The following is a 25674-nucleotide window of genomic DNA, read 5'->3' as shown; positions in this document are numbered from 1 at the left end:
CGGATAAAACAGCCCCTATTCAGGAGGGTGACAAATCAGTTGTCACTGTTTTGTCATCGAATCGCTTTAAGTTGCTATGCAGCTTAAAGCGTCCTGTTTTAAACAACAAAATTTAGGAATGCTAGAAATCATGGCTCGTCAAACCCCAATTTCTCGTTATCGTAACATTGGTATCTCTGCGCACATTGATGCTGGTAAAACTACCACTTCAGAACGTATTTTGTTCTACACAGGTGAGAGTCACAAACTTGGTGAAACTCACGAAGGTTCTGCAACTACAGACTGGATGGAACAAGAGCAAGAACGTGGTATTACTATTACCTCAGCGGCAGTAACATGCTTCTGGAAAGGGATGGGTAACCAATTTGAACAGCACCGTATTAACGTAATTGATACCCCAGGACACGTAGACTTCACTATTGAAGTTGAACGTTCTATGCGTGTTCTTGACGGTGCATGCATGGTTTACTGTGCTGTAGGTGGTGTACAACCTCAGTCTGAAACTGTATGGCGTCAAGCAAATAAATATAAAGTTCCACGTATTGCATTCGTGAACAAAATGGACCGTACTGGTGCGAACTTCTTCCGTGCTGTTGAACAAGTTAAAACACGTCTTGGTGGTAATCCAGTGCCAATCGTTGTTCCAATCGGTGCAGAAGAAAACTTCCAGGGTGTTGTTGACCTAATCGAAATGAAAGCGATTATCTGGGACGAAGCGTCTCAAGGTATGAAGTTTGAATATGGCGAAATCCCTGCTGAATTAGTTGATACTGCTAACGAATGGCGTACTAACATGGTTGAAGCTGCTGCGGAAGCATCAGAAGAACTCATGGACAAGTACCTTGAAGAAGGTGAGTTAACTAAAGAAGAAATCGTTTCAGGTTTACGTGCACGTACATTGTTGAATGAAATTCAACCAATGCTTTGTGGTTCAGCGTTCAAAAACAAAGGTGTTCAACGTATGTTGGATGCTGTAATTGAATTCTTACCTGCGCCGACTGACGTTGAAGCGATCAAGGGTATCCTTGACGACAAAGACGAAACTGAAGGTTCTCGTGAAGCGTCTGACGATGCTCCGTTCTCTGCGCTTGCGTTCAAAATCATGAACGACAAATTCGTAGGTAACTTAACATTCGTACGTGTTTACTCTGGTGTGCTTAAAGCAGGTAGCCCTTGCTATAACCCAGTTAAAATGAAGCGCGAACGTGTTGGCCGTATCGTACAGATGCACGCAAATGACCGTCACGATATTGAAGAAATTCGTGCGGGTGATATCGCAGCATGTGTAGGTCTTAAAGATACTACGACTGGTGATACATTATGTGATGAAAACAATGTAATTACACTAGAGCGTATGGAATTCCCAGAGCCAGTAATTGCGCTTGCGGTTGAGCCTAAAACTAAAGCTGACCAAGAAAAAATGTCTGTTGCTTTAGGTCGTTTGGCGAAAGAAGATCCATCATTCCGCGTACGTACTGACGAAGAATCTGGTCAAACAATTATTGCTGGTATGGGTGAGCTTCACCTTGACATTATTGTTGACCGTATGAAGCGTGAATTCAACGTTGAAGCGAACATTGGTAAACCAATGGTAGCTTACCGTGAAACGATCAAAAAATCAGTTGAACAAGAAGGTAAGTTCGTACGTCAAACTGGTGGTAAAGGTAAGTTTGGTCACGTATACGTACGTTTAGAACCACTTGCTGAAGATGCTGGTAAAGACTACGAGTTCGCTGAAGAAGTTGTTGGTGGTGTAGTACCTAAAGAATTCTTCGGTGCGGTTGACAAAGGTATCCAAGAACGTATGAAGAATGGTGTCCTAGCTGGTTATCCAGTTGTTGGCATCAAAGCGACATTGTTCGATGGTTCTTACCATGACGTCGACTCTGACGAATTATCGTTCAAAATGGCTGGTTCTTACGCATTCCGTGACGGTTTCATGAAAGCAGATCCTGTTCTTCTTGAGCCTATCATGAAAGTTGAAGTAGAAACTCCAGAAGACTACATGGGCGATATCATGGGTGACTTAAACCGTCGTCGTGGTCTTGTTCAAGGTATGGACGATTTACCTGGTGGTACTAAAGCTATCCGTGCAGAAGTTCCACTTTCTGAGATGTTTGGTTACGCAACACATATGCGTTCTATGTCTCAAGGTCGTGCGACTTATTCTATGGAATTCGCTAAATACGCTGAAACACCACGTAACGTGGCTGAAGGCATCATCGCTAAGTTCCAATCTGGCGGTAAAAAAGGTGACGACGAGTAATCTTTCGATTACTATAAGCCCAAACTAATTCATAGTTAAAAACCAAATGCTCATGCAGTATCCCTGCATGAGTAGTTTAAAAAGGAAGATCTCATGGCTAAGGCTAAGTTCGAACGTAATAAGCCACACGTTAACGTGGGTACAATTGGTCACGTCGACCACGGTAAAACTACTTTAACAGCTGCAATTGCAACTGTATGTGCAAAAAAATTCGGTGGTGAAGCGAAAGATTACGCTGCAATCGACTCTGCACCAGAAGAAAAAGCACGTGGTATTACAATTAATACTTCACACGTAGAATACGATTCTCCAATCCGTCACTACGCTCACGTAGACTGCCCAGGTCACGCCGATTATGTTAAAAACATGATCACTGGTGCGGCTCAGATGGACGGTGCGATCCTGGTTTGTTCGGCGACTGATGGTCCAATGCCACAAACTCGTGAACACATCCTTCTTTCTCGTCAGGTAGGTGTACCTTACATCGTTGTGTTCTTGAACAAATGTGACATCGTTGATGATGAAGAATTAATTGAATTAGTAGAAATGGAAGTTCGTGAACTTCTTTCTACTTATGACTTCCCAGGCGACGACACTCCAGTAATCCGTGGTTCTGCTCTTGCAGCGCTTAATGGTGAAGCTGGTCAATACGGCGAAGATGCTGTGGTTGCTCTTGTTGAAGCTCTTGACTCTTACATCCCAGAACCAGAACGTGCTATCGACCAAGCATTCCTTATGCCAATCGAAGACGTATTCTCAATTTCAGGTCGTGGTACAGTAGTAACTGGCCGTGTTGAAACTGGTATCGTGAAAGTAGGCGAAGAAGTTGAAATCGTTGGTATTAAAGATACAGTTAAAACAACTGTAACTGGCGTAGAAATGTTCCGTAAACTTCTTGACGAAGGTCGTGCGGGCGAGAACTGTGGTGTTCTTCTACGTGGTACTAAACGTGAAGACGTTCAACGTGGTCAAGTACTTGCTAAACCAGGTACAATCAAACCGCATACTAAATTCGACGCAGAAGTATACGTACTTTCTAAAGACGAAGGTGGCCGTCATACTCCATTCCTTAACGGTTACCGTCCACAGTTCTACTTCCGTACAACTGACGTAACTGGTGCGATCTCGCTTAAAGAAGGCGTTGAAATGGTTATGCCTGGTGACAACGTAGAAATGTCAGTAGAATTAATCCACCCAATCGCAATGGACGCTGGCTTACGCTTCGCGATCCGTGAAGGTGGTCGTACAGTTGGTGCGGGTGTAGTTTCTAAAGTAACTGCATAATCACTAAATGTGTGTAAAAAAGCGCCTCTTTGAGGCGCTTTTTTTTATGCTTATTCAATGTGATAGGAAAATTGTCTGACAATATTTTTTAAAGCTGTCCTTTAGTGATAATTCACTGTCCTTAACTGAAATAATTACGCGTCAATAAAACCGTAATATGAACTCAAGAAAACCAATAAAAGTTTGAGTATTTCATAACTCAAAAAGGAGTTAGGCATGAACGCTAAAGTAAAGATTACTAATCGAGCAGGTGCAAGTTTCCCTGTACGTCGCATGAATTTTGATTTTGATGCGGTACCAGAGTACTGGATGAATGGCTCAGCAGGTTTGACACATTTTATGACCGCATTGTCTGCTTTATTTCCCGCGGGTGAAATGTTCTTTATTGATAGTGTGCGTGCAGTACGTAAACACCCCGCGATCGCAAATAATGAAGCCCTACAAAAAGAAATTAGTGCTTTCATTGGTCAAGAAGCAATGCATACGCAAGAGCATGAGGGTTTTAATGCTTCTGCACAAAAATACGGTCATGATGTCGAAACACTTGATAAGGCAACGGGTCGTGTTATCCAAGGTGTGCGTAAAGTCTTTGCACGTATTGGTAAACCTGTTGGTATTACTCAAGAAATGGTGGATCTTACTGCAACTACGGCACTTGAGCATTTCACTGCAACAATTGCTTCACAGTTATTGGTAAACCCACATATTCAAGCCTTGATGACTGATGAAACCATGAAAAATATGTGGTTATGGCATGCGATTGAAGAAAATGAGCATAAAGCCGTAGCTTATGATGTATTTGAAGGTGTCTTTGGTCAGGGAATAAAGGCCTACGCACTCCGTACAGGTTCATTGATTGGCGCGATGGTGACTTTATTCTTCGTACAAAGTTATTTTGTCGCTCGTTTATTAAAAGAAGATAACAAGCTTAATTTTGAAGCATTAAAAGATATTTATACCTATGGTTATAGCCCTTCAAAAGGCATCATCACTGGTATGGGTAAAGAAATGCTGATGTATTTTAAACCAGGTTTTCACCCGAATGATTTAGATACTTCTGGTTTGTTAAAAACGTGGAAAGCATATTTGGGTCTCTAATCACAGCGCTGTGGTGACTTTTTCAGAAGGGCGATGTAAATCGCTCTTTTTTTTATTCAACTTTATAGACAAACTTTTTATAATGCGCATACCCTAGCTATAGAAAGATAAACGAAGATGATTCGTTTGATGCAAGACGCTGATGTCCAGCAGGTTTACGATATCGAGCGCCGCGTACAAAGCCATCCTTGGACCATAAAACAATTTCAAGAATCGATTGCTGCCTATCAAAGTACGGTGATTGAGCGACAAGGAAAAGTTGTAGGTTTTTGCATTTTACAACCCGTTTTAGATGAAGCAAATTTATTGTTAATGGCGATCGATCCGAGCGAACAAGGCAAAGGCTTAGGTTTTCAATTGCTTGATGAATCTATTGCCTTACTCAAAAATAATCCTGTACAGATATTTTTAGAAGTACGTGTAGGTAATCAACCTGCGATCCGTTTATATGAAAAAGCGGATTTTCATCAAATCGATTTGCGAAAAAATTATTATCCAAATGCCGATGGAACACGAGAACATGCCATTATTATGGTGAAGACTTGTAGTGATGATTTTGCAGCTTTATTTAAATAAAAGCGGTGAAGAGTGATCAAATTTAAAGAAAGCATTCGTGAATAAACGAATGCTTTTTTATTGAATATCTATTGTTTGATCTCTTTTATTTAATAATAGGATTGTTCCAGCCGGAAGGTAAGGTGGTCATCAGGGAATCCCCCAGTTGGCTAATTTCTTCTTGGGTCAGTGGTCGGTTGAGTCGACGCCATTGTCCATCAAGCAGAAGTTCCAGTGGAATATACTGAGATTTATAATTCATTTTTTGCGAATCGGGTACCCAATAGCCCAAGTAGACATATTGCAGTCCAAGCTTTTGCGCATGCTCGATTTGTTTCAGAATGGCAAAAGTCCCTAGGGAGCGACGGCTTTCATCAGGATCAAAAAAGGTATATACCGCTGAAATACCATCATCAAGTGGATCACAGGTAGATACACTGATCAGTTGCTCATCTAACCACAGCTCTAAAAAGAAACTGTCAGTGCAGCTATTAATTAAAAATTTTTCAAATTGATCTTGGCTAGGTGGGTACATATCACCATCAGCATGCCGCTCATTAATGTAGCGTTCGTACAGCGCATAATGCTTTGCATCGGCATCTTGAGGGCGGCTAATTTTCACCGTTAAATCTTGATTCCGTTTCCACGCTTTTTTTTGCATGCTGTTCATTTGAAATTCATGAACAGGAACGCGAGAGGACAAACATTGGCGACAAAGATGACATTCAGGGCGATAGACAAAATCACCACTACGACGAAAACCCATGCGGGAAAGTTCAGATAATGTGACCACATCAATACGATGGACAGGATCAAGAAAGACCATCCGAGCAGATTTATTTTCTAAGTAGCTACAATCATGCGGAGGCGTGATGTAGTACTGTAATTCGTTCAACAGGGACTTCGGTTGATAGGAATTCATCGTAATATCCCTCTTTTATTGTCATGCGCTGAGACTTGCCCATTGCGCTATTGTTTTACTTGAAAATACACTGTCCTGATACTTTTTCCAATCGATAGAGGGTTGTTTAACAACATCTTGTAACGAATTAAGGTATTGTTGGCGAGAAAGTGTACTCGCACCTAAGCTTAAGAGGTGATCGTTGACCAATTGGCAATCAATCCATGGCAACTGATTCTCTCGCCCGATGAGCATTAAGGTGTAAAACGCCATTTTAGAGACATCTGTTCGTGTACTAAACATAGACTCGCCAAAGCAGCCATGGCCAATATTGACACCATAGAGGCCACCGACAACAGTCTCATTTTCCCAAACTTCAATGCTATAAGCATAGCCTGCGTCAAACAGCGCAGAATATCCCTGAATAATATCTTCTGAAATCCATGTTTCATTGGCATAACTACGCGGCAAAGAACATGAGCGAATTACAGTTTCAAACGCATGATTAATGGTGATCTTATAGTCCATTTTTTTCATGCTGCGTAATAACGATTTGCTTGGATGATAGTCCTGCGGTCGAATAATGCAGCGGGGTTCAGGACACCACCAACAAATTGGATCACCTTCACTGAACCATGGGAAAAGACCGTGACTATAGGCTTCAAACAGTGTGGAAGGGGAGAGGTCAGCACCGATGCAAATTAAGCCTTCACCATCAGGATCGCATTCAACAGGATCGGGGAAAGTAAATTCAGAAGGAGGGAGTATCGGCATGCCAAGCTTCTTATTGAGGTACACGGATATTTATCATACATAAAAAAGCCGACCATCAGGTCGGCTAATTTTTAAAACTATTTAGCTAAGCAAATGACTTAAGCAAAAGATTATTCGCCGAGTGCATCAAGGTATTTTTCAGCATCGAGTGCAGCCATACAGCCTGAACCTGCAGAAGTAATCGCTTGACGGTAGATACTATCGGCAATATCACCCGCAGCAAATACGCCTGGAATAGACGTTTGTGTTGCGTTGCCTGCGGTGCCACTTTGAACTTGGATGTAGCCATCACGTAAGTTCAATTGACCTTCAAAAATACCGCTATTTGGTTTGTGACCAATCGCCACAAACATACCAGTGACATCAACGTTTTGAGTTGAATCATCTTGCGTAGATTTAATACGTACAGAAGTCACACCGGTGTTATCGCCAATGACTTCATCTACTTGGTGATTCCAGATAATACTGATTTTACCTTCTTTTTCTTTTGCAAAAAGATGATCTTGCAGAATTTTCTCTGAACGTAAAGTATCACGACGGTGTACTAGAGTGACATGCGATGCAATATTTGAAAGATACAGCGCTTCTTCCACAGCAGTATTACCGCCGCCGACAACCATAACTTTTTGGTTTTTGTAGAAGAAGCCGTCACATGTTGCACATGCGCTCACGCCTTGACCCATAAATGCAGCTTCAGATTCGAGACCTAAATATTGTGCAGTTGCACCTGTACAAATAATCAACGCATCACAAGTAAACTCTTCCATATCGCCTTTAAGCACGAACGGACGAACATTGAGATCTACTTCGTTGATATGGTCATACACAATTTCTGTGCCAAAACGTTCAGCATGCGCTTGCATTTGTTCCATTAGGGCAGGGCCTGTTAAACCTTCTGCACCACCTGGCCAGTTGTCTACTTCTGTTGTCGTAGTCAATTGACCGCCTAATTGAATACCTGCGATGAGTGTCGGTTTCAGGTTCGCACGGGCAGCGTATACCGCAGCGCTATAACCTGCAGGACCAGAACCTAAAATAATTAGACGTGAGTGACGAGCGCTCATCCGTAGAATCCTTTTTTTATATGATAATTTGTGGAATTATACGTCAAAGTTTGAAACGATTGTGTGAGATTAAAGTCGATATTATTGATCATCGAAATCGTTTTGAGCTATATACAATAAAGTTAACAACTATACTTAAATTATCTTGCATCTTTTTTATTGAACAGGTGCATAATAACAGGTTTAGATTCAGCCCATTTTTGTTGTGGGTAATGACAAAAACATTCATGAAGAATTGGTTACAGGAACGTATATGACAGCGGTGTCGGGTGCATATGCACAGCGCTTAATAATGACATTATTCCTTGTTTCATTTGGGATATATCTGTTCCTTGCAACAGTCACATATACGCCATTTGATCCGGGATGGATGCATTTATCCAGTGATACTCAGCAAGTTTCAAATGCCAGCGGCGTCGCAGGCGCATGGATAGCTGACTTACTCTATGGATTTTTAGGTTGGGCAAGTTTGCTGATACCTGTCTATTTATTTCTCGAAGCAATTCAAGTGTGGTGGCCACGTAGTTTTCTAAACCGTCCATTTCGCTATGCCGCTCAGTTCTTTATTTTACTGGCAACTTCAAGTTTACTTTTCCTGTTTTGGAATGTTCCCGAAGATACCTTAGAAAATGCATCGGGCGGGATTATTGGTTATGAACTGGGTCAAAGTCTTGAACAAATTTTAACGGTCTATGGTGCAGCAATATTTCTTATTGCATTTTGGATCATGTTGTTCACTTTGGCCTTTGGCATCAAGTGGAATAAGACATGGGCAACCATGAAATCGACACCAGCTTATCTGCAAGATTTGTTCTATCGCAATGTGCCTGAAGGCGACACCGCATTTGACCGTACAGTACCAACGACTAAAAAAGAGAGTGCTGCTGCGCATGCATCAAAAGTGGTTGCACCAGTTACACCCGCCCATGAACATCATGCTGTAGAGGTTGACCCTGTAGTACGCGATCGTGTTGCTGAGCGTTTATTTGATGATATTGCTGATAAAGAATGGGCAGACAAAGAAGGCAATGCACAGCTTTTATCTACGGTAAATTCGCCGGAGACTGCTACACCATCCGATGAAGATTTTGAACATACTTTGGCGAAAGTGCGTCAGCTTGAGCAAGATCAACAACGTGTTGTTGCGACGGGAGAGGTTTGGCGTGCCTTGCATTCAAATGATGACCAACGGCACAAACAAGATATTGATGCTTTACTGAAAGCTGCAGAAGAAGAGCAGCCTGCCAATCAAACTGAATATTTCAACAAAGCAGCGGATGTGCATTCGACTTCTCCGACAGAAGCGGTGCAACCTGCTAAAAAATCAGTGGATTGGGATGATGATGAAATCTTCGATGAGCTGTTAGCGGCTGTCCCGAATGGTAAAACAGCGACGGATGTGCATAGCCCATTTAATACATCGCAAAATGAAAGTCTAGCAACGCATTCAAATGAATTTGCTACAGGTGCTGCTGCAACCGTTGTAGAATTAGGTGTGGCAGCTGCACAAACGACAACGCTCACCACACCGAAAAATATCAGTGCTGAAGCTGAATTTAATGATCTCGATGATTTGCTGGTTGAAGAAGCAGAGCGAGCAATGGAACAGTCACAACCGGTTCGTACAACCAGTAGTTATGCGCAATCTACGCCTTTGGTTCGTGCTGAAATTAATACGCAGCCACAGACTTTTGTATCTGACGATGAAAAAGCCTTAATCAGCTCGAATAAAGATGCTTTCCGTGAAGTGTGGCAAGAAACAGCAGGTAAGCCTGAAGACATCGATTTAGATCTCGAAGATGATTTTGACTTTGATGCGCCTTTAACCGATGCCTCTGGTCGTCCAATGTCTCGTGCGATGCAAGTGGCACAAAAACGTTTGGATTTACCGACTTTGCCGGGCTTGGAAATATTAGATCCTGTAGATCCGAATAAGAAAGTTAATTTTACCGCAGAGCAATTGTCTCGCTTGTCTGAACTTTTAGAAATTAAGCTGCAAGAGTTTAATGTCAAAGCTAAAGTTGTAGAAGCACAGCCGGGCCCTGTCGTGACACGTTTTGAACTAGATTTGGCACCCGGTGTAAAAGCATCGAAAGTGACCAATATTTCACGTGACTTGGCACGCTCAATGTCTATGGCTTCTGTGCGTGTGGTGGAAGTCATTCCGGGTAAACCGTATATCGGGATTGAAGTCCCAAATAGTTCACGTGAAATGGTTCGTCTTATTGAACTGTTAGAAACACCTGCATACCGTGATCCAAATGCCTTACTTAGTATGGCGATGGGTAAAGATATTTCGGGTAATCCTGTCTTGGCAGATTTGGCGAAAGCACCGCATATGTTGGTGGCAGGTACCACGGGTTCTGGTAAGTCAGTCGCAGTTAATGCCATGTTGTTGTCGATGTTGTTGAAATATACACCTGAGCAACTGCGACTCATCATGATTGACCCGAAACAGTTGGAACTTGCCAACTATAACGATATTCCACATTTATTAACGCCTGTTGTAACCGACATGAAAGATGCGGTGAGTGCATTGAACTGGTGTGTGAATGAAATGGAGCGTCGTTATAAGCTGATGTCTTTGATGAAAGTGCGTAAGCTAACTGACTTTAACCGCAAAATTGAAGAAGCAATGGCCAACGGGGAAGATCTCATCGATCCAACTTGGAAGCCAGATGACTCAGCAACGCAAAGTCGTGCGCCACGTTTACAGCCTATGCCGTTGATCGTAATTGTTGCCGACGAATTTGCTGACATGATCATGCAAGTGGGTAAAAAAGCTGAAGAAATGATTACCCGTCTTGCACAAAAATCACGTGCAGCAGGGATTCATTTGCTGTTGGCGACGCAGCGTCCAACCGTAGATGTGGTCACAGGTTTGATCAAAGCCAATATTCCAACGCGTGCTGCGCTACGTGTTAACAGTAAACTGGATTCACGTACTATCTTAGATGCTGGTGGTGCGGAAGACTTACTGGGTCATGGTGATATGTTGTTCCTCGGACCGGGTAAAATTGAGCCTGAACGAGTACATGGCGCGTTTATTTCAGACGATGAAGTGAACCGTATTTGTGATGCATGGCGTGAGCGCGGTGAACCGAATTATGTCGATGAAATCCTAACGCCTTATGATGAAGAGCCGACATCTCGCGGTTTTGAAGATGGTGATGGTGGATCAGACCGTGATGCGTTGTATGATCAATGTGTTAGTTTCGTTTTGGAAACTCGTAAAGCTTCTACTTCTTCGCTGCAACGTAAATTTAGCCTCGGTTATAACCGTGCTGCACGTATCATCGACCAAATGGAAGAAAATGGTATCGTAAGTAGTATGGGGCCAAATGGTAAACGAGATATCTTGGTCTAAGTTCTAAAACAAAAAACCTGCTTCGGCAGGTTTTTTTATTTTTAGATTAAGAACTCATCTTGGTAGAACATGCACTGGGCAATTTCGATAAAGGCTTTGCAGGCAGGGCTCATGAGTTTTTGATTTTTTACCGCGAGTCCAATCTGCCGTTGCGTATTAGGTGAAAGTGGACGTTTCACCACATGCGGATGTAAAGCTAATAATTCTTTGGGCATAGCCATATCTGCAACGATAGCGATACCTTCTTGTAAATTCACCATATTTAAAATGGTTAAAAGTTGCGACATTTGATAGGTGATTTTGGGTTGAATTTGATGTTGTTGCAGTAACTTTTCCACATGAGACTGACTACCTGCACGGGTCATAATAAAAGGGTAGTTTTGAATATCTTGAATATTCAGTTTAGCTTGTTGCGCGACTTCAAATGAATCCGGAATGAGCGCAATAAAGATGTCTTTTATCAGTGGGAATGTGACCAGTTGAGATTTTGGAAGAACAGCAAAACCGACATCAACTTGTCGCTCCGCAATCCACTGAGATACTTCCGCATCGGTGCCTTCCTCGACAAAAATTTCAATATGTGGATAGCGTTCACGATAGGCTTTTAAAAGTTCAGGTAAAAGGTGGATTGAGCTAGAGGAGCCAAAAGAACCAATTCTTAAAGTTCCTTGTTGAATACCATGTGCGGCATGCACTTCTTGTTGCATGATTTGTGCGGTATTGATGACTTCTTTAGCATGCAGTAATAACTGCTGACCAATATGAGTCAGGCTAATTTCGCCTTGTTCACGGCTAAATAAGCTGACATTCCAATGTTGTTCTAAACACTTTAGGGCATGAGAGACAGCTGACTGAGTAATTCCCAGCTGTCGAGCAGCGAGAGTAAAGCTTTGTTGTTCTGCGACTTTAATAAAGATTTCAAGCTGAGAAAATGTCATTGCCATGAGTAATTACTCATTTTGTTATGAGTCTAGATGAGGATTATATTGTGCTACATAAATGGTTAAAGATGAAATAGCTACTTTATTTCAAGGCGTACAGCATGAATATCGTCGTCGCATTGTTTCCCCTCGTTGCATTAATCGCGATGGGCTATGTGCTTAAATACACACAATTTGTTCAGGATGAATTTTGGGCAAATTCAGAAAAACTCAATTACTACGTTTTATTTCCTGTGCTGCTATTTTTGAATGTATCAGCCGTGCAATTGGATATGAACACTGTTTCACGAATGTTGACAGTACTGGTTGCGGGCACCTGTTTGATCAGCATAGTGTTGTGGGGGATCAAGCAGTTTATGCATATCCCCGTGCAGCGTTTTGGCGTGTATATCCAAAGTCATATTCGTTTTAATACCTATATTGGTTTATCCCTTATGGGCGCTTTATTTGGCTCCACAGGCATGCAGATGTTTGCCATGTTAATTGCCGTTGCAGTGCCCTTAGTCAATATTATTTCAGTCTTGGCGTTTTCAAATTTAAGTGTGAAGCAATTGGGGCAGACCTGTCAGTCCATCGCAAAAAATCCCTTAATTTTAGGCTGTGTTGTAGGGGTGTTGTTTAATTTATCAGGCTTGAGTCTGTTTCATGGCTTACCTGAATTATTAAAAATATTGGCAGCCATGAGTTTACCGCTCGGACTACTTTCTGTTGGGGCAGCATTACAGTTTCAGCAAATGCGTGCCGATCTACGTCGTTTAAGTTTAAATACGATAGGGCGTCTCATGTTAATGCCATGTATTGCTTATCTATTGAGTACTTGGATGGGGCTGACTGATTTTGAGCGAATGATTTTAGTGGTCTTTTTTGCTTTGCCGACTGCATCATCGTCTTATATTTTGACACGCTATTATCAAGGTGATTCACAACTGATGGCGGCCATTATTAGTGTACAAACCATTGGTTTTGGCTTGATGTTTCCATTGCTCATGTTGATCGTGCATTAATCATGCTGAAATACAATAACACTGATTTTAAATAAGATAAAAAAAGGCCCGCATGATGCGGGCTTTTTTTTGTTACTCGAAATTAAGCAAATTTTGCCAATACTTCGAGGAAACCTGCGCTTTGACGTGGATATTGAGCAATCACGTCATGAATACGCTGACCTTCAGGATTAGTTGCGTTCACATCACGGCCATCGGCAACGAATTGAGTCAAAAGACGCTCATAGTCATTTGGACGCATATGTTTGAAAGCATGGTAAAGCACGTGAAAGTCGCCATTCACTCCTTCAGGAGGAAGCTGAGTAAGGTAGGCAAAAACACGCTCATCTGACCATTCTTCGTTGAACGTTGCTGGCTGAGATAATGCCATCGCAATCTCCTTGCTGGTATAAAATACAAAAAGGCAAAAATGAGTACGCAAGTAAAATGGTTTTATTCGCCATCTCTAAGTTAAGCGACTCATTTTATGGTTGGATCAAAAGTTATTTTTTTATCCCGTTTACTCGAAGCAAAGCTTTTGATCTAACACAGGAATAAAACTAATCCAGCCCACTCGAAGCAAAGCTTCTCGTCTTGTGGCTGGGTAAAGCAGCGCTTTACTGATCCAGCCTCACATTTTGCCTTGATTCAATTTACTTGGCTAATCAGAATTCAGATTAACGTTCTTCAGGCAAATTGATATTCATTTCAAGCATTTCAATATTCGCTTCAGAACGAACAGACATTTGAATATGTTGCTCATCTACACCACGAACATAGCGGTTTACTACTTGCATGATTTCTTTTTTCATCATGTCAATCTTATCTTGGCTGAGGCGTTTACCTAAACCATTTTCAGATGCCACGATGACTTTTAAACGGTCTTTTGCCGTTTGTGCGCTTGACGGTTTCTCGTCGCTGCTAAAAAGTTTGCTCCAGAATCCTGCCATGATTACGCTCCAAATAGACGTGCTAACCAACCCTTAGGTTTTACCGTAATATGACGGTAAGGGCGCTCTTCACCAAGGAAACGTGCAACAAGGTCATCATACGCTTGGCCAGCCGCTTCTTCTGTAAACAGAATCACTGGTTTACCTTCGTTCGATGCTTGTAAAACGCTTTTACATTCAGGAATAACACCTAAAGTCGGTACGCGTAAAATATCTTTTGAAATGTCATCAATCGTCAACATCTCTTGTTTATCCGCACGTTCTGGATTGAAACGTGTAATACAGAGATGCTTACGGATACGACCTTCGTTTTGTTCTACTTTTTTGGTTTTGCTGTCGAGCATACCAATAATACGGTCAGAGTCACGTACCGAAGAAATTTCTGGGTTCGTCACAATGATCGCTTCATCAGCATGATACATTGCTAAAATTGCACCACGTTCGATACCCGCAGGTGAGTCACAAATAATGTAATCAAACTCTTGAGAAAGTTCGTCCATTACACGAGCTACACCTTCATCTGTTAACGCGTCTTTATCACGTGTTTGAGATGCTGGCAAAATATAGAGATTTTCAATATCTTTATCGCGAATAAGCGCTTGTTGTAATCGAGCTTCGTTATTCAATACGTTTACAAAGTCATATACAACGCGGCGTTCACAGCCCATGATCAAGTCAAGGTTACGTAAACCCACATCAAAGTCGATCACAACAGTTTTGTGGCCGCGAAGGGCTAAACCTGTTGCAAAAGATGCGCTTGTAGTTGTTTTACCTACGCCACCTTTACCTGATGTTACGACAACAATTTTCGCCACCGAATCCACTCCTGTTATGGTTTAAATCCCCTTTTTTAATTAGGGGTTTGGTGATTATTTATACATTAAAATTGCAAAGCTTCAAATACTAGCTCTTGCTGGTCATTCAAATAAATATGTACTGGCTGTTTGACCACATGAGGTGGAATGTCATCAGCGACACAGTAAGTCCCTGCAATTGAAACCAATTCAGCTTCTAATGAATGGCAGAAAATACGTGCAGCCGTGTTCCCACCAGCTCCGGCAATGACTCTACCACGAGCACTACCATAAATATGTATATTTCCTGAAGCAATTACTTCTGAACCGCTATTAATACCAGCATTAATAATGATATCGCCATGGTCTTGGACTAAACATTGACCTGTACGCAAGATTTCATTGTGATACGACGTAGCATGACGAATGGTCGGTACTTCGACTGCAGCAATTTTATCTTCGGTTTTTTCTTCTGCAGGCGCGGGTTCTTCAACCACTTGTTCGCGTGTCGGTTTAACTTGTTGTAGTTTGCGATCCGCAGGAACTACGGGAAATTGGATAGCACGTGCTTGGTCCGATAGCGGACCTTCAGTGACACCAATCGGTTGAATTTCAATACTAATAAGTAGTTGAATCAGTGCAATTAGTTCTTGATCAACCGTACTTTCAATCACGGCTAATGTTCCGGGTGGAAAAGCCTTTTGGAACATTGGAGTAAGTTGCTGGCGGATCGCATCATGATCATTGGTATCGAGGTGAATGCGAATCGCATTGACCATTTTGCCTTTTATCCGTATATCAGCCATATTGAATCCTTGAGACTTCTAACTATTACTTTTGTGCCGAAGTAGTTATGTTGTAAATAGAGCAAATCCTAGAACAATTTGCATGAATACTCTAGCGGAGTTCGCAATTATTTTTGACTAAGTGTTTATTCTGTAGCTTGGTCCTGTTCCTGCATAATCTGCTGCCACTGTTTTACTTTCACTTGCTTACGAATAGCCTCTAGACTTTCAAAAACCGCAGAGCGAACCAACTCATCCAGCTGGACATTATTTTCGATTTCAATACGGCTAACACGCTGTGAAATGTCTAAATATAGATTGGGTTTTTGAGCCGTCGATGTATTGGGATAAGCCAATGGGGAAATTAAACCTTGGGTAATATTTTCACCTAAACGTTGCCCGATACTTTGAATCTGCTGTTCAATGCGGCTGCCAACGATTGGCACTAAGCGCAATAGCTGCGTGAGTTCTGGAGTGTCTTCGATGGCCTGACTGACGATTTGTCCGACATTTTTGGCGATCAATTCACGTTCAGTACGTAGCTCTTTGCTTAAATTTTCTTGCAAAATCTCAGCTAAAACTTGGGTGAACATCTCACGGTGATGCTGCACAAGATTACTAATTAGGTCTTTATGGGTTGTACTGGTATTGAGCTCATGCTTAACACCATCTAACACGGTAAGTACTACTCGATCAGACAGTTCTTCCATCACCACACGATAATAAAACAAAGCTTTCTTTTGCCATGCCGATGGCACGATCTGATAACCCATTTCATATAGTCGATACGCAATCACGCCCGCACGAAATAAACGCAGGAAACGTAAATGCGGCACAATGGCTAAAATTTCGTACCAATGAATAAACGGGAAGAAGAACCAACGTTGATGGTGCTTGTTGATGATAGCAATCGCCCAACGTACCAACAATTCTACAATCAAAAAGATAATGAACCACGCTTCGGTAGTAATCACCCATGGATGTAAATGTTCACGGTAAAAACTCAGCACATCGGGCAGGTGGATACTGTTAAAGAACCAACTGCCAAGATTGCTCATGAGGAAAAAGTTCATGCACAGGCAGAACAAGTTAAAAACAATAATAAACACCATGAAAATGTCATAAATCAAAAACAGTTTGAATGACCAACTGTTTGGATTGACATGATGATATTTAGATTTCTTGTTTTGCGGCATGCTGTTCTGCGACATAAAACTTCTTCTTAATTATTCAGTAACTGAGTATTTAGCTTTCATACGAGTAATGAGTTGGTCTTTCTCCGTCCACAGCTCATCTACCCAATGCTGAAATTTTTCACGGAATTCTGCATCATCTTCATAGTTTCCGCCATGCACCCACGTTGGAATTTCAATTTTACGTAAATCCACGGCGATACGCGGAACTTCACCGAGCCAAAATTCGCCATAACCTGGTGCACCATTTGGATAGACGATGGTCATATCTACGAGAGCATCAACTTGATCCCCTAAAATATTGAGTGCCAGTGCTAAACCACCCGCTTTCGGCTTAAGAAGGTTTTGATACGGTGATTGCTGTTGCGCATGTTTTTCAGGGGTAAAGCGAGTGCCTTCCAAATAGTTCAGCAGGGTAAAAGGCTGGCTCAATAACTGTTCACAAGATTTACGCGCTTCTTCCATATCTCGATATTTAAGTTCAGGATTTTTCGCGATTTGTTCTTTGCTGTGTCGTTTCATCATTGGGAAGCCTAAAATTTTAAAAGCTTGTCCAACAAATGGAATGAAAATGAGTTCCCATTTGGTAAAGAAACGCGTCAGTGGCATACGAGTTAAACCAAAATATTGGTTGACTGTCGTATCGACCCAACTCTGATGGTTACAGGTCATGAGATAGCGACCATGCAAATTTAAGTCGAGGCCTTCATCGATGGTGATATCCCATTTTGTGTTGGGTAAAACGTGATCAATTAACCAGTTATTGACCGTGAGCCAACTGTTGGTAATTTTTATGTTGGTTTCATCAACCTTTTTTGATTTTTTAAAGAGTTTGATTAGACCAAGGGCTAAAACAGGAGGACCATGGAAAAAAGTACTGCCTGTCATAACAGAACCGACGGTAAGTCCTTTGCTAATTTTTTTTAGTGTCGGTTGCTTATTTGTTTGAGATGACATATAAAAAGTCCTAGCGGAAATTGTCCAAATAATGATTGATTCTAGTAAATATAGTTCGAGTTGATTAAATAAAAAAGGGCATCTGCAGAACTGTGAAGAAATTGTGATGGAATTAACAAATAAATCTCGTATTCATATTACAAATTGTAACTAAACGTTTTATTATTAACAAAAAATCAATGGTTCAGCCATTTGTTTTACTTCATCATTTCAACCATACAACAAAACACAAAGAAGGAGGCATGCAATGCGTGCACTAGTAATTTCGGCAGTAGTTGGGGCAATGGCACTTACTGGTTGTCAAAACATGGAATATGACAAAGCAGCAATCGGTACTGGTCTAGGTGCTCTTTTAGGCGCTGGTATTGCTTATTCTAATGCTGATAAAGACAAAATGGGTCAAGCAGCTGCAATTGGTGCTGTAGTTGGTGGTGGTGCAGGTCTTCTTCTTGATAAGAAAGAAAAACGTCTTAAACAAGAATTGGCTGGTACTGGTGTTGACGTAGGTCGTAATCCAGATGGTTCGATCAACCTTGTTATGCCATCAGTAACTTTCGCAACTAACTCTTCAACTATTCAATCTCAGTTCCAATCTGCATTGAATGATGTTGCTAAAGTATTGCGTGAAGACGGTACTGCAAACAAACTTGCAATCGTTGTACACGGTCACACAGATAACACTGGTACTGATGCGATCAACAACCCACTTTCTCAAAACCGTGCAAACTCAGTGAAAAACTACCTAGCGTCTCAAGGTATTTCTTCAACTCGTATTACTGCACGTGGTTACGGTTCAACTTCTCCAGTAGCGGATAACTCAACTGCTGCAGGTCGTGAACAAAACCGTCGCGTAGAAATCTCAGTTTACGAAACTAAATAAGTTTTAGTTCGAAACGAAAGGCCACCCTCGGGTGGCTTTTTTTATGGCATTTTTAATGACCGATAAAATACATTTTGCATTAGGCAAGATCGTTTCAGATGACTATAATCATCCTCGAATTAATAAGAGGAAAGACTATGTCACTGGCAAGTCAGTTGAACGACAAGCAACTTGAAGCAATGAAATACACTCAAGGACCCTTGTTAGTACTTGCAGGGGCAGGTTCAGGCAAAACATCGGTGATTACCCGTAAAATTGCCTACTTGGTGAAGCATTGTGGTATTCCTGCGCACCGTATCACCGCGATGACCTTTACCAACAAAGCTGCGCGTGAAATGAAAGAGCGTGTGACGAAGCTGATGAGCCGTGAAGAGGCAAAAGGGCTGTCGGTTTCTACATTCCATAACTTCGGGCTAAACATGCTCCGTTTGGAATTAAAAAATACACCGCTAAAAAATAACTTTTCAATTTTAGATGCAGATGACTGCAAACGCATTTTGATGGACTTAATGCATCGCGACAATTTATCCGGTGCAGAAAGTAAAGAGCTGATTGCCAAAGCCATGAAAATGATTTCAGATTGGAAAAACGATCTGATTCCACCTGAGCAAGCGCATACCACCTGTGAAACAGCAGAAGACGTTCAGTTTGCACATCTGTATCAACTGTATGAGCGTAATTTACGTGCCTACAATGCTGTGGATTTTGATGATTTGATTGTCATGCCGACGCGCTTATTACAAGAAAATGCAGAAGTGCGTGATCGTTGGCAGAATCGAATCCGCTATTTATTGGTCGACGAATATCAAGATACCAACACCGCGCAATATATTTTGGTGAAATTACTCGTGGGTGTCATGGGACAGTTCACCGCGGTAGGTGATGATGACCAATCGATTTATGCATGGCGTGGTGCTAAGCCTGAGAATATGGCTTTATTGAAGGAAGATTTCCGTAATCTGAAAGTGATTAAGCTTGAGCAAAACTATCGCTCGACCAGTCGTATTTTAAAAGCTGCCAATACAGTTATTGGCAATAACCCACATATTTTCGATAAAAAGCTTTGGTCAGATAAAGGCCATGGTGAAGTGATCCGCGTGATTACTTGTCGTAATGACGATGATGAATCAGAACGCGTCGTAAAAGACTTGATTACACACAAGCTGATGAACGGTAAAAATTGGAAAGACTACGCCATTTTATACCGTGGTAATTTCCAAGCGCGTGCTCTAGAGACACAGCTACGCCAAATGCAGATCCCGTATAAATTATCGGGTGGTCAGTCTTTCTTCGCTCGTGCTGAAATTAAGGACTTGATGAGCTACTTACGTTTGATCATCAACCCTGAAGATGACAGTGCATTTTTACGAATTATCAATACGCCAAAACGTGCGATTGGTCCTGTGACTTTGGAAAAGCTTGGCTTATTTGCGCAGGAAAGTAATTTATCCTTACTCAGTGCAGCAGGTGACCAGCGCTTAAGCATGGCGATTCCGAAAAAAGCCACAACCCAATTGGCCGAATTTGCGGACTTTATTTCGACCTTTACTCGTGAATTATTAGAAGATGATGAACCTGTTCCGATCATTCGTCGCATGATGATTGAAGCAGGTTATATCGACTATGTTAAAGAATCTGCAGCTACACCTGCACAGGAAAAAACCAAACTGGATAATATTGAAGTGCTATATAGCAGTATTCAAAGTTTGATAAACCGCGCTGAAGATGTAGATGAAAAGAACATTGAAAGTGTGATTCGTAAAATGGTGCTGCTCGATATGTTAGAACAGCAACAAGAAGAAGAAGACACCGATAAAGTCAATTTGTTAACACTTCATGCGTCGAAAGGTCTGGAATTTCCATTCGTTTATTTGATTGGTCTGGAAGAAGAAATTCTACCGCATAAAAACTCCATTGCTGCCGACACGGTTGAGGAAGAACGTCGACTGATGTATGTGGGGATTACTCGTGCACGTCAAGGTTTAACCATGACTCTTGCAGAGCAGCGTAAAGCCGGTGGTCAAATGCGACAAATGACACCAAGCCGTTTCTTGGACGAACTGCCACAAGATGAATTGGAGTGGTTAGGGCGCAAGAAAAAGCTGGCAGGGGATATCGATCCTAAACAGCAAGCACAGCATTATTTAGAAAATTTACGCGCGCTGATTAAGCGTTAAAGCTTAAAGCGTGGAATATTTTATTTATTTTTTGAAATTCGTTTTATTGAAACAGGAATGAACCATGAAAGTTCAAGTTAAAGTTCTCGACACACGTTTAGGTACGGAATGGCCAATGCCAACTTATGCAACAGCAGGTTCGGCAGGTCTAGATCTACGTGCATGTGTAGAAGAAACCACCGTGATTGAACCGGGTCAAACTGTTCTGGTAAAAACAGGCCTATCGATTTATATCGAAGATACGCAGTATGCAGGTTTAATTCTGCCACGTTCAGGCTTAGGTCATAAACACGGAATCGTGTTGGGTAACTTGGTTGGTTTGATTGATTCAGATTACCAAGGTGAATTGATGGTATCTGTTTGGAACCGTAGCCAAACTGCATTTAGCCTAGAGCCGGGTGAGCGTTTAGCACAATATGTTTTAGTGCCAGTTGTACAAGCTCAGTTTGATATTGTAGATGAGTTTGAAGCCACTGAACGTGGTGCAGGCGGTTTTGGTCATACAGGTAAAAACTAATCAGCGCGAGACTTTTGCTCCAGTGTGTTGACAAGTAAATGCCTACAATCAAGTAGCGAATAAAAAACCATCCTCGTGATGGTTTTTATTTATATCATTTTATTTAAATTTTAATTTATTCAAATTCAAATCTATATTTAGAGTATTTTGGATCTTATTAGGATTTTTAATTCTGATGAGTTTACTTGGTTTATATTTTAGGGGGTGAGGGTAAAGAATAATTAGAATTTTGTGTGTTGGTTTAAATTTGATCGATTTACTATATTTATACACATTTAAATAAATAATCAAAAATATTTGAAAAGTAAAATATTTAAGACTAAATGATAAATTGATATTTTTATTAATGTAAGGTATTGATTTAATTTTAAAAATAAATTATTGGATAAATGTGAGTGTAATTTTTAGATCAGTATTTAAATATTATTAATTGATTGTTAATTAAATTTGTTATAAAAAAGCTACACTTTTTTTCAGGATTTTATCCTTTAATTAAAAGCTTAAATTCTCAATAGAATTTTAGATTTTTTAATTAATAAAGATGTAATTAGAAGAACATAGTATGGGTTCACTGTTTAGTCACTTTCCGCAACATATTTTTCGTGCATATGACATTCGCGGGAAAATATCGCTCTTAAATGCTGATTTAGTTCAGTCAATTGCTTGTGGCTTAGTCAAACAATATTTAGATGTAGGGCAAAAGAGACTTGCCATTGGCTATGATGCGCGTTTAACCAGTCCAACCTATGCAAAAATAATTCAAAAAGTCTGCCATGAGGCTGGCCTTGAAGCGGAAATTATTGGCTGCTGCTCAAGCCCGATGTTGTATTTTATTGCGGGACAATTTCAAGGCAATGGCATTATGGTGACGGCGAGCCATAATCCAAAATCAGATAATGGTATCAAGTGGATTATCAAAGGTGAGCCACCTTGTCCAGAGATGATTCAACACGTTGCAGTCGAAGCACGAAATTGTTTTTCATCGGAACGTGTGCATTTGATGACTGAAATTGAGCCACACGAAATCAAGCCTGAATATTGTTTGGCCTATCAGAAATTTATTTTAGATGACATTCATTTACAGCAACCACTTAAAGTTGTGATCGATGGCATGCATGGTTCAGCTGGGCATTGTGCAGCCTTATTATTAAATAAATTAGGCTGTGAAGTTTTGGCATTACGTTGCCAAGCCGATGGACATTTCCCTGATCATGCTCCAGATCCATCACAGCTCAAACATTTAACTCACCTTCGCCAAGCTATAAAGCAACAACAAGCCGATATTGGCATTGCTTTAGATGGTGATGGTGATCGTTTAGTGCTGATTGATGAATCTGGCAAAGTGGTTTCTGCAGATCGATTATTGTGTTTATTTGCTGAAATTTGTTTGACTCAAAAACCACATGCAGAAGTGGTATTTGATGTGAAATGTTCAACAATGATTCGAGATACCGTGTGCGATTTAGATGCGCAGCCTGTCATGATTCGAACGGGCAGTAGTTTCTTGCGAAAATATATTTCCCAATCTAAAGGCAAAGCGGTTTTTGGCGGAGAGTACGCAGGGCATTATGTTTTTAATGACGGCCGCGGCGGCGGTTATGACGATGGTCTATATGCTGCACTAAGAGTTATAGAATATATTCAGGCTCAAGAACTGACATTGTCAGAAGCTTTGGCGAAATATCCGGAGCGCTTTAGTACCGAAGATTTATATGTCAGTACGCATCAGCATGATCCAGCGGAAGTTTTAAAGCAGGTTGAAGCCAATTCTGCGCGAATTCCGGCACAAATCAGTAAAATTGATGGAATACGCCTTGATTTTGATGATGGATTTGGCATCATTCGAGCATCGAATACAGGTGAGTATTTCACTTTACGCTTTGATGCCAACTCATCAGCACGCTTAAAAGAAATACGAGATCTGTTTGTTTCCATGTTAGTTGAGCACTATCCAGACATTGCTCATGACATTCCAGATGCTCAATAAGGAGAGGCAAATGCCACATCAACATACTGGCATCGACAAAGCACAAATCCTGACGGAAGCTTTGCCGTATATTCAACGTTTTGCGGGTAAGACGCTGGTAGTGAAGTATGGTGGTAATGCCATGACCGATCCTGAGCTTGAGAGTTCATTTGCACGTGATATCGTATTGCTGAAAACGGTTGGTCTAAACCCGATTGTGGTACATGGCGGTGGTCCACAAGTGGATTCATTCCTCAAACAATTAGGCCGTGAGTCTGATCGTATCGACGGTATGCGCGTGACTGATCCTGCAACGATGGAAGTTGTCGAGATGGTCTTGGGCGGCAGCGTGAACAAATCGATTGTGAACTTAATCAATAAACACGGTGGCCGTGCAATTGGTTTAACGGGTAAAGATGGTAATTTGATCCGTGCGCAAAAATTATTGATGGAAAAAACTGCCGAAGATGGTTCAGTAAAACAGATTGATTTAGGTCTAGTTGGCGAAGTGGTTGGTGTGAAAACTGACGTACTTGAAATGTTTACCCAAAGCGATTTTATTCCTGTGATTGCACCATTAGGTGTAGACGAAGACGGCAATACCTATAACATCAATGCTGACTTGGTTGCAGGTAAAGTGGCGGAAGCATTGGGTGCGGAAAAGCTAATTTTATTGACCAATATCACGGGTGTTTTAGACGAAAATAAAAATCTGCTGACTGGGTTAACAACCCAAGAAGTCGATCGTTTGATTGAAACTGGCGTGATCTATGGCGGCATGATTCCGAAAGTTGGCTGTGCATTAGATGCAGTCAAAGGTGGCGTAATCAGCGCACATATTGTTGATGGTCGTGTACCTCATGCAACATTACTTGAAATCTTTACAGATCATGGTGTGGGGACTTTAATCACCAATCGAACCAATGTGAAAAAAGCTTAAGATACTTAGCATTTTTTGATATAAAAAAGCCTCTTTTGAGGCTTTTTTATTATTTATCAGTTGGCTAAGTGACATTTGAAAAGATCAAATAAAGTATTTGCCCTGTTGGATTATAAAAACTCTTATAATGGCGCCGATTTTAGATTTACAACAACTAAAACTGTCATGCACAATAGAGAAATCATAGATTTACTGCAGAAATGATCGATATGTGCCAGCTGCTCGGAATGAATTGTGCGACTCCTACCGATATTACTTTTTCGTTTCGGGGATTTTCGCAGCGAGCAGGAATTACCTCAGATCATTGTGATGGCTTTGGTATCGCTTTTTTTGAAGATAAAGCATGTCGTTTATTTGTCGACAATCAATCTGCTGTAGAGTCTCCGATTGCTGAGCTGATCCGAAACTACCCGATTAAATCTCGCAATGTGATTGCACACATTCGTAAAGCGACACAAGGCAAAATTAATCTTGAAAACTCACATCCATTTAGTCGTGAATTGTGGGGCAGACAGTGGATTTTTGCGCATAATGGCGACCTGCATGGCTTTCAGCCCGAGCTCACGGGGCGCTTCACTCCCGTCGGCAATACCGACAGTGAATTGGCCTTTTGCTATTTGCTTGAGCAAATGGTGAAACGTTTTGGTTATACCGAACCAACACTCGATCAGGTGTTTGACCTGTTATTAGAAATCTCTCCGAAAATTGCGGAACATGGCACCTTTAATTTTTGTTTGTCGAATGGGCAGGCGCTATTTAGTTATGCGATTACCAAGCTGCATTGGTTGGTTCGAGAGTTCCCATTTCAACCTGCACAGTTGATTGATATTGATGTTGAAGTCGATTTTAGTGAAGTCACCACGCCTGAAGACCGTGTTGCCGTGATTACCACTGAACCCCTAACGCAAAACGAAGTTTGGACAGCATTTGAGCCGGGTGAAATGATTTTATTTCAACATGGCCGTCCGATACGTGCTGCAAAGACGGTTGTTGAACGTTTAGAACGTGAGCGGCTGGACCCATCTTTAAAACGCGTCACGCGTGCAGATCAGTATTAATTTTGAATGAAAGATATTCATTATAAAAATGAATATCTTACACTTTATTGAATTAAGGGTATTTTCTAAGATATTGAATTGATTAAAAAATATCTTAGCTTTATACTCGGGATTAAATAAAATAACATAATAAAAACAATTGATTACATTATAAATAGCAGTATTTCAATTAAAACCAACCTTTTTACTTCATTTTTATTTAAGTCCTTTAATTATATGATGAA

The 25674-nt window shown here is 41.1% G+C and carries 22 protein-coding genes; 12 read left to right on the top strand and 10 right to left on the bottom strand.

Annotated elements, in window-relative coordinates; genetic code table 11:
* Nucleotides 1-130: 130 nt before the first annotated feature.
* The 4 genes from fusA (at nt 131) to rimI (ending at nt 5224) form a co-directional block, all read left to right on the top strand.
* Nucleotides 131-2266, top strand: coding sequence for an elongation factor G (fusA, locus tag FTV27_RS05480; protein WP_111885035.1), 2136 nt, complete (start codon nt 131-133; stop codon nt 2264-2266).
* Between the two features lie 93 nt (nt 2267-2359).
* Nucleotides 2360-3550, top strand: a complete 1191-nt coding sequence (tuf, locus tag FTV27_RS05475) for an elongation factor Tu (RefSeq protein WP_180077405.1) — start codon at nt 2360-2362, stop codon at nt 3548-3550.
* Between the two features lie 216 nt (nt 3551-3766).
* Nucleotides 3767-4648: a metal-dependent hydrolase gene (locus FTV27_RS05470; protein WP_078193116.1), complete on the top strand. Its 882-nt coding sequence runs from the start codon at nt 3767-3769 to the stop codon at nt 4646-4648.
* Between the two features lie 117 nt (nt 4649-4765).
* A complete protein-coding gene (gene rimI / locus FTV27_RS05465) occupies nt 4766-5224 on the top strand; it encodes a ribosomal protein S18-alanine N-acetyltransferase (RefSeq protein WP_180077402.1) in 459 nt (152 codons plus the stop codon).
* Nucleotides 5225-5309: 85 nt separating this feature from the next.
* Here rimI and FTV27_RS05460 read toward each other — a convergent pair whose 3' ends face one another.
* The 3 genes from FTV27_RS05460 to trxB all read right to left on the bottom strand — a co-directional run bounded on the left by FTV27_RS05460 (nt 5310) and on the right by trxB (nt 7942).
* Nucleotides 5310-6125, bottom strand: coding sequence for an arginyltransferase (locus tag FTV27_RS05460; protein ID WP_180077400.1), 816 nt, complete (start codon nt 6123-6125; stop codon nt 5310-5312).
* Between the two features lie 21 nt (nt 6126-6146).
* Complete coding sequence (gene aat / locus FTV27_RS05455; protein ID WP_180077398.1) at nt 6147-6878, bottom strand: leucyl/phenylalanyl-tRNA--protein transferase; 732 nt, start codon at nt 6876-6878, stop codon at nt 6147-6149.
* A 110-nt stretch (nt 6879-6988) separates the two neighbouring features.
* Nucleotides 6989-7942, bottom strand: a complete 954-nt coding sequence (gene trxB / locus FTV27_RS05450) for a thioredoxin-disulfide reductase (RefSeq protein WP_180024006.1) — start codon at nt 7940-7942, stop codon at nt 6989-6991.
* A gap of 253 nt (nt 7943-8195) precedes the next feature.
* On the opposite strand from trxB, the gene FTV27_RS05445 reads away from it, so the two are divergent.
* Nucleotides 8196-11309 (top strand): DNA translocase FtsK, encoded by a 3114-nt coding sequence (locus FTV27_RS05445; RefSeq protein ID WP_180077396.1) that lies wholly within the window; start codon nt 8196-8198, stop codon nt 11307-11309.
* Between the two features lie 41 nt (nt 11310-11350).
* Here FTV27_RS05445 and FTV27_RS05440 read toward each other — a convergent pair whose 3' ends face one another.
* Nucleotides 11351-12247 carry a LysR family transcriptional regulator gene (locus FTV27_RS05440; protein WP_180077492.1) on the bottom strand — a complete coding sequence of 299 codons (897 nt, stop codon included), beginning with the start codon at nt 12245-12247 and terminating at the stop codon, nt 11351-11353.
* A 104-nt stretch (nt 12248-12351) separates the two neighbouring features.
* Here FTV27_RS05440 and FTV27_RS05435 point away from each other — a divergent pair, with 104 nt between their 5' ends.
* Nucleotides 12352-13254 carry an AEC family transporter gene (locus tag FTV27_RS05435; RefSeq protein ID WP_180077394.1) on the top strand — a complete coding sequence of 301 codons (903 nt, stop codon included), beginning with the start codon at nt 12352-12354 and terminating at the stop codon, nt 13252-13254.
* A gap of 82 nt (nt 13255-13336) precedes the next feature.
* Here the strand turns inward: FTV27_RS05435 and FTV27_RS05430 are convergent, their stop codons facing one another.
* The 6 genes from FTV27_RS05430 to FTV27_RS05405 form a co-directional block, all read right to left on the bottom strand.
* Nucleotides 13337-13624, bottom strand: coding sequence for a PA4642 family protein (locus FTV27_RS05430; protein WP_067766167.1), 288 nt, complete (start codon nt 13622-13624; stop codon nt 13337-13339).
* A gap of 286 nt (nt 13625-13910) precedes the next feature.
* On the bottom strand, nt 13911-14183 hold the full coding sequence (gene minE, locus FTV27_RS05425; RefSeq protein ID WP_078190039.1) for a cell division topological specificity factor MinE: 273 nt from the start codon (nt 14181-14183) through the stop codon (nt 13911-13913).
* Between the two features lie 2 nt (nt 14184-14185).
* Nucleotides 14186-14998, bottom strand: coding sequence for a septum site-determining protein MinD (minD, locus tag FTV27_RS05420; protein ID WP_067670152.1), 813 nt, complete (start codon nt 14996-14998; stop codon nt 14186-14188).
* A gap of 65 nt (nt 14999-15063) precedes the next feature.
* The gene (gene minC, locus FTV27_RS05415) at nt 15064-15783 is read right to left on the bottom strand and encodes a septum site-determining protein MinC (protein ID WP_078193110.1); all 720 of its coding nucleotides are present in this window, start codon (nt 15781-15783) and stop codon (nt 15064-15066) included.
* Between the two features lie 125 nt (nt 15784-15908).
* On the bottom strand, nt 15909-16973 hold the full coding sequence (locus FTV27_RS05410) for a preprotein translocase subunit SecA (protein WP_373687145.1): 1065 nt from the start codon (nt 16971-16973) through the stop codon (nt 15909-15911).
* A 15-nt stretch (nt 16974-16988) separates the two neighbouring features.
* Nucleotides 16989-17912 carry an acyltransferase gene (locus FTV27_RS05405; protein WP_180077392.1) on the bottom strand — a complete coding sequence of 308 codons (924 nt, stop codon included), beginning with the start codon at nt 17910-17912 and terminating at the stop codon, nt 16989-16991.
* 247 nt (nt 17913-18159) lie between these two features.
* Between FTV27_RS05405 and FTV27_RS05400 the strand changes: the two genes are divergently transcribed.
* The 6 genes from FTV27_RS05400 to FTV27_RS05375 all read left to right on the top strand — a co-directional run bounded on the left by FTV27_RS05400 (nt 18160) and on the right by FTV27_RS05375 (nt 25450).
* A complete protein-coding gene (locus FTV27_RS05400; protein ID WP_078193108.1) occupies nt 18160-18792 on the top strand; it encodes an OmpA family protein in 633 nt (210 codons plus the stop codon).
* 137 nt (nt 18793-18929) lie between these two features.
* A complete protein-coding gene (locus tag FTV27_RS05395; RefSeq protein WP_078193107.1) occupies nt 18930-20969 on the top strand; it encodes a UvrD-helicase domain-containing protein in 2040 nt (679 codons plus the stop codon).
* Between the two features lie 64 nt (nt 20970-21033).
* A complete protein-coding gene (dut, locus tag FTV27_RS05390) occupies nt 21034-21486 on the top strand; it encodes a dUTP diphosphatase (protein WP_078193106.1) in 453 nt (150 codons plus the stop codon).
* 562 nt (nt 21487-22048) lie between these two features.
* Nucleotides 22049-23473 carry a phosphomannomutase/phosphoglucomutase gene (locus FTV27_RS05385; RefSeq protein ID WP_180077390.1) on the top strand — a complete coding sequence of 475 codons (1425 nt, stop codon included), beginning with the start codon at nt 22049-22051 and terminating at the stop codon, nt 23471-23473.
* Nucleotides 23474-23483: 10 nt separating this feature from the next.
* A complete protein-coding gene (argB, locus tag FTV27_RS05380; protein WP_078190033.1) occupies nt 23484-24392 on the top strand; it encodes an acetylglutamate kinase in 909 nt (302 codons plus the stop codon).
* A 209-nt stretch (nt 24393-24601) separates the two neighbouring features.
* Nucleotides 24602-25450, top strand: a complete 849-nt coding sequence (locus FTV27_RS05375; protein ID WP_180077489.1) for a class II glutamine amidotransferase — start codon at nt 24602-24604, stop codon at nt 25448-25450.
* The last annotated feature ends 224 nt before the right edge of the window (nt 25451-25674 follow it).

Origin of the sequence: Acinetobacter sp. YH12251, from assembly GCF_013417465.1 — a bacterium.
Lineage (GTDB): Bacteria > Pseudomonadota > Gammaproteobacteria > Pseudomonadales > Moraxellaceae > Acinetobacter > Acinetobacter amyesii.
Note: the sequence above shows the minus strand (reverse complement) of the source record. Positions and strands in the feature narration are given on the sequence as shown.

Coding starts and splice junctions, on each gene's coding strand:
- FTV27_RS05430 (WP_067766167.1), bottom strand. CDS start 13,624: ATGGCATTATCTCAGCCAGCAACGTTCAACGAAGAATGGTCAGATGAG.
- minE (WP_078190039.1), bottom strand. CDS start 14,183: ATGGCAGGATTCTGGAGCAAACTTTTTAGCAGCGACGAGAAACCGTCA.
- aat (WP_180077398.1), bottom strand. CDS start 6,878: ATGCCGATACTCCCTCCTTCTGAATTTACTTTCCCCGATCCTGTTGAA.
- FTV27_RS05470 (WP_078193116.1), top strand. CDS start 3,767: ATGAACGCTAAAGTAAAGATTACTAATCGAGCAGGTGCAAGTTTCCCT.
- argB (WP_078190033.1), top strand. CDS start 23,484: ATGCCACATCAACATACTGGCATCGACAAAGCACAAATCCTGACGGAA.
- tuf (WP_180077405.1), top strand. CDS start 2,360: ATGGCTAAGGCTAAGTTCGAACGTAATAAGCCACACGTTAACGTGGGT.
- dut (WP_078193106.1), top strand. CDS start 21,034: ATGAAAGTTCAAGTTAAAGTTCTCGACACACGTTTAGGTACGGAATGG.
- FTV27_RS05440 (WP_180077492.1), bottom strand. CDS start 12,247: ATGACATTTTCTCAGCTTGAAATCTTTATTAAAGTCGCAGAACAACAA.
- FTV27_RS05375 (WP_180077489.1), top strand. CDS start 24,602: ATGTGCCAGCTGCTCGGAATGAATTGTGCGACTCCTACCGATATTACT.
- FTV27_RS05395 (WP_078193107.1), top strand. CDS start 18,930: ATGTCACTGGCAAGTCAGTTGAACGACAAGCAACTTGAAGCAATGAAA.
- rimI (WP_180077402.1), top strand. CDS start 4,766: ATGATTCGTTTGATGCAAGACGCTGATGTCCAGCAGGTTTACGATATC.
- minC (WP_078193110.1), bottom strand. CDS start 15,783: ATGGCTGATATACGGATAAAAGGCAAAATGGTCAATGCGATTCGCATT.
- FTV27_RS05385 (WP_180077390.1), top strand. CDS start 22,049: ATGGGTTCACTGTTTAGTCACTTTCCGCAACATATTTTTCGTGCATAT.
- FTV27_RS05400 (WP_078193108.1), top strand. CDS start 18,160: ATGCGTGCACTAGTAATTTCGGCAGTAGTTGGGGCAATGGCACTTACT.
- FTV27_RS05410 (WP_373687145.1), bottom strand. CDS start 16,973: ATGTCGCAGAACAGCATGCCGCAAAACAAGAAATCTAAATATCATCAT.
- FTV27_RS05435 (WP_180077394.1), top strand. CDS start 12,352: ATGAATATCGTCGTCGCATTGTTTCCCCTCGTTGCATTAATCGCGATG.
- fusA (WP_111885035.1), top strand. CDS start 131: ATGGCTCGTCAAACCCCAATTTCTCGTTATCGTAACATTGGTATCTCT.
- FTV27_RS05405 (WP_180077392.1), bottom strand. CDS start 17,912: ATGTCATCTCAAACAAATAAGCAACCGACACTAAAAAAAATTAGCAAA.
- trxB (WP_180024006.1), bottom strand. CDS start 7,942: ATGAGCGCTCGTCACTCACGTCTAATTATTTTAGGTTCTGGTCCTGCA.
- FTV27_RS05445 (WP_180077396.1), top strand. CDS start 8,196: ATGACAGCGGTGTCGGGTGCATATGCACAGCGCTTAATAATGACATTA.
- FTV27_RS05460 (WP_180077400.1), bottom strand. CDS start 6,125: ATGAATTCCTATCAACCGAAGTCCCTGTTGAACGAATTACAGTACTAC.